This is a genomic window from Mesobacillus sp. (assembly GCF_049588175.1).
In the GTDB taxonomy this organism is placed as follows: Bacteria; Bacillota; Bacilli; order Bacillales; family Cytobacillaceae; genus Mesobacillus.
Window position 1 is genome coordinate 1 of sequence record NZ_JBAVFI010000588.1, and the last position, 3,683, is coordinate 3,683.

Here is a 3,683-nt window from a genome sequence, read left to right on the forward strand (position 1 = left end):
GACATAGCCATATTTAATAATGCGGAAGGTGGATGTCATGATTTGATGCAGACATGGACAGAAGAGAGTGAGTTTGAGGCGCAGTTTGGACAGTGGCAGAAAGAATATTTCATAAGAAATCAATAATTGATAAAAAACACGAATCCTTAAAAATAAATAGCAAATAATATTACCTGGTACTAAGTAAAAAAAACGCTATAAATAAAGGTTTTTAAGGAATTTTTATTCGAAACATGACATTTATCATGTGTCACATATGACACCTGCTACTGCACAAGAGTGTTTCCCTTGTTTATAATTTGGTTAACTAACAAATCCGAAAGGGGAATTTAAACAAGATGGCAACTCACAACGCAAAAGAACTAAGAAAACAGGTCGCCCCTTATGAAAATTCAAACACGAAAGCTAGTATCATTCAAATACTGAATACGGTGGTACCATTTTTGGCATTGTGGTTTTTGGCATATCAAAGCCTTTCTATATCTTATTTGCTGACACTGGCATTTGCTGTTCTTGCAGCAGGTTTTATGATCAGGATTTTCATCATTTTCCATGACTGCACACACCATTCATTCTTTAGAAACCGTACAGCCAACAAGATTGTCGGCACATTAACTGGAGTATTGACACTTTTTCCATACAGCCAGTGGGGTCACGAACATTCAGTCCACCATGCTACAAGCAGCAACTTGGATAAGCGAGGAACTGGAGACATTTGGGTTATGACAGTTGATGAATATATGGCTGCTCCAACTTGGCAGAAGCTAGCTTACAGAATGTACCGCAATCCTTTTGTTATGTTTGTATTGGGACCAATTTATATTGTATTGTTCACTAACCGTTTTAACCGTAAAGGAGCAAGACTGAAAGAAAGATTAAATACCTATCTTACCAACGTTTTGATTTTCGGAATCTCAGGCTTGCTGATTTGGGCAATCGGCTGGGAATCATTTGTAATGGTAGAAGGACCGATTTTCTTCCTTGCCGGGATGTTTGGGATCTGGATGTTCTATGTACAGCATACATTTGAGGATTCTTATTTTGAAGGAGACAAAGAGTGGGAATATGTGAAGGCTGCTGTGGAAGGAAGTTCATTCTATAAGCTGCCAAAGGTACTTCAGTGGATTACAGGTAATATTGGTTACCACCATGTGCATCACTTGAGCCCACGTGTACCGAACTATAAGCTTGAAGAAGTTCACAATAATACTAAGCCATTGCAAAATGTTCCGACGATCACTCTTTCTACAAGCTTAACATCCCTGCGATTCCGCTTATGGGATGAAAAGAAAAAGCAGTTCATCGGCTTTAAAGAGATGAAAGCTTTAACAACTTCAAACAAAATGACGGCTCAGACAAAGCCAGAACTATAAAACAACTCCCCTTAGGCCAGTCCTGAATATTTTGTAAAGCTTTCAAAGAGCTTTTCGGAAATATTCAGCCTGGATTGAGGGGAGTAATTTTTATGTTAACATCTTGGAATTTATGATTTTTTTATCTTTTTATTATTTGTGAAAAGCTCTAATCTGAGGTCGATATGATAAGATAAAAATGAGTGGGATTATTATGAAGCAGAGGTTTATATCATGTTTAAAAGGTTAATTAATTCACTAAAAAGCACAGGCATATCTCCTTATATATGGACAATTCTCGGAATATTGCCTTTTTATTTCATTTGGCAATTACCATCTACTGTGGGAAAAGTAGTGGGTGTTATCCTGACATTGATGTTCTTTCTTGTTTACTGGCTGGCATTCGTATCCAGAGGCTGGTCAGTTTATTTGTGGACATGTATCTTGATAGGTATTTCAATTGCCTCTGCCAGCTTGTTCAGCTATGTTTATTTCGCCTTTTTCATCGCTTACTTTATAGGTAATTTAAAAGATCGAATTCCGTTCCTTGTACTGTATTTCATTCACCTGGTAGGAACATCCATCGTCATTAACTTGGAAATTGTCTTTAAGGAAGATTTTTTTATCAAACAGCTGCCTATCATCGTGATCGTCTGGATCAGTGTCATTCTCCTGCCATTCAGTATTTTTAACAAAAAGGAGCGAGGGCAGCTGGAAGAGAAGCTTGAAGATGCCAACAAGCGAATTTCTGACCTGGTGAAAATAGAGGAGAGGCAGAGGATTGCCAGGGACCTTCATGACACCTTAGGACAAAAGCTTTCTTTGATTGGACTAAAATCTGATTTAGCCCGTAAATTAATCTATAAGGATCCTGAACAAGCCCGAGAGGAATTAAAGGATGTACAGCAAACTGCCAGGACTGCGCTCAATGAAGTAAGGAAAATGGTAGCTGAGATGAGAGGGATCCGCGTTCGCGAAGAACTGATCCATGTGAAGCAAATCCTTAAAGCAGCCGAAATCAAGTTCATTGGCAATGATGATGACTTTAACGTGAGCAATGTATCGCTGCTTTCAGAAAATATTCTTAGCATGTGCTTAAAGGAAGCCGTAACAAATGTGGTCAAGCACAGCAAAGCCACAGTATGCTCAATCACCATAAATCAGACTGAAAAAGAGCTGATCGCTGAAGTCCGTGATGACGGAGTTGGCAAGATAACGGATGAGGATTTTAACAAAGGAAGCGGACTGCTGGGAATGAGGGAACGTCTCGAATTTGTGAACGGTACACTTGACATTTTTTCAGATGAGGGTACAACGCTCTTTATTAAAATACCTAAAGTATTTAAGCATACTGACAGGGAGGACCTGATATGATTCGGATTGTAATTGCGGAGGATCAGCGCATGCTGCTTGGAGCGTTGGGCTCACTTCTTAGTCTTGAGGATGACATGGAAGTGGTGGGAAAGGCAAGCAACGGGGAAGAAGCTGTCTCTCTCGCCAAGAATCTGCAGCCTGATGTTTGTATCATGGACATTGAGATGCCAGGTAAAACCGGTCTGGAGGCGGCAGAGGAATTAAAAGAGCTAGGCTGCAAGGTAATAATACTAACAACGTTTGCACGATCCGGTTATTTTCAAAGAGCCTTGAAGGCAGGCGTAAGCGGCTATTTATTGAAGGACAGTCCAAGCGAAGAGCTGGCAAGTTCCATACGCAGCGTCATGGGCGGAAGGCGAGTTTATGCTCCTGAATTGATGGACGATGTATACAGTGAGGAAAACCCGCTGACCGAAAGGGAAATGGAAGTGCTCGAGCTTGTCGCCGATGGGAAGAATACAAAAGAAATCGCCGGCCAGCTAAGCATCACAGCAGGTACGGTACGCAACTATATCTCAACCATACTGGATAAACTTGAAGTGACGAACAGAATTGAAGCCATCACCCATTCGAAGGAAAAAGGGTGGTTTAAATAACGAAAAGAAATAAGAAAAGCGCAAGTGCCTTGGTCAGCCCCGACAAGCGCTGGCCGACTAAAACCGCCACGTCCTGTGGCAACGTCGGACCGAAACCGAAATGTGTAGCCGACTGCCCAGAAACGCAGAAACTGGAGACTCCGACAAAGAAGCGCTTTTTGCTTCTGCCGGCGGAGTTGAAGTTTCGGAGTTTCTAGGAGGCGAAACTAGACAATTCGAAAAGCGGAGGCGACTAGTAAAAGGAACGGCGACTAACTACGCCACGTCCTGTGGCAACGTCGCCGACAACACATCCTGTGCAAGTCCGACAAGCGCTGGCCGACTAAAAACGCCGCGTCCTGCGGCAACGTCGGCACTAGGA

General features: G+C 41.9%; 3 protein-coding genes. All 3 read left to right on the top strand.

The annotated features are described in order from the left end of the window. Window positions 1-338: 338 nt before the first annotated feature. The 3 genes from WB217_RS14330 (at window position 339) to WB217_RS14340 (ending at window position 3,322) form a co-directional block, all read left to right on the top strand. Window positions 339-1,373 (top strand): fatty acid desaturase, encoded by a 1,035-nt coding sequence (locus WB217_RS14330; RefSeq protein ID WP_423993907.1) that lies wholly within the window; start codon window positions 339-341, stop codon window positions 1,371-1,373. 213 nt (window positions 1,374-1,586) lie between these two features. After that, complete coding sequence (locus WB217_RS14335; RefSeq protein ID WP_423993909.1) at window positions 1,587-2,726, top strand: sensor histidine kinase; 1,140 nt, start codon at window positions 1,587-1,589, stop codon at window positions 2,724-2,726. Further along, window positions 2,723-3,322 carry a response regulator gene (locus WB217_RS14340; protein WP_423993910.1) on the top strand — a complete coding sequence of 200 codons (600 nt, stop codon included), beginning with the start codon at window positions 2,723-2,725 and terminating at the stop codon, window positions 3,320-3,322. The genes WB217_RS14335 and WB217_RS14340 overlap by 4 nt, the downstream gene beginning before the upstream one ends. Window positions 3,323-3,683: the final 361 nt, after the last annotated feature.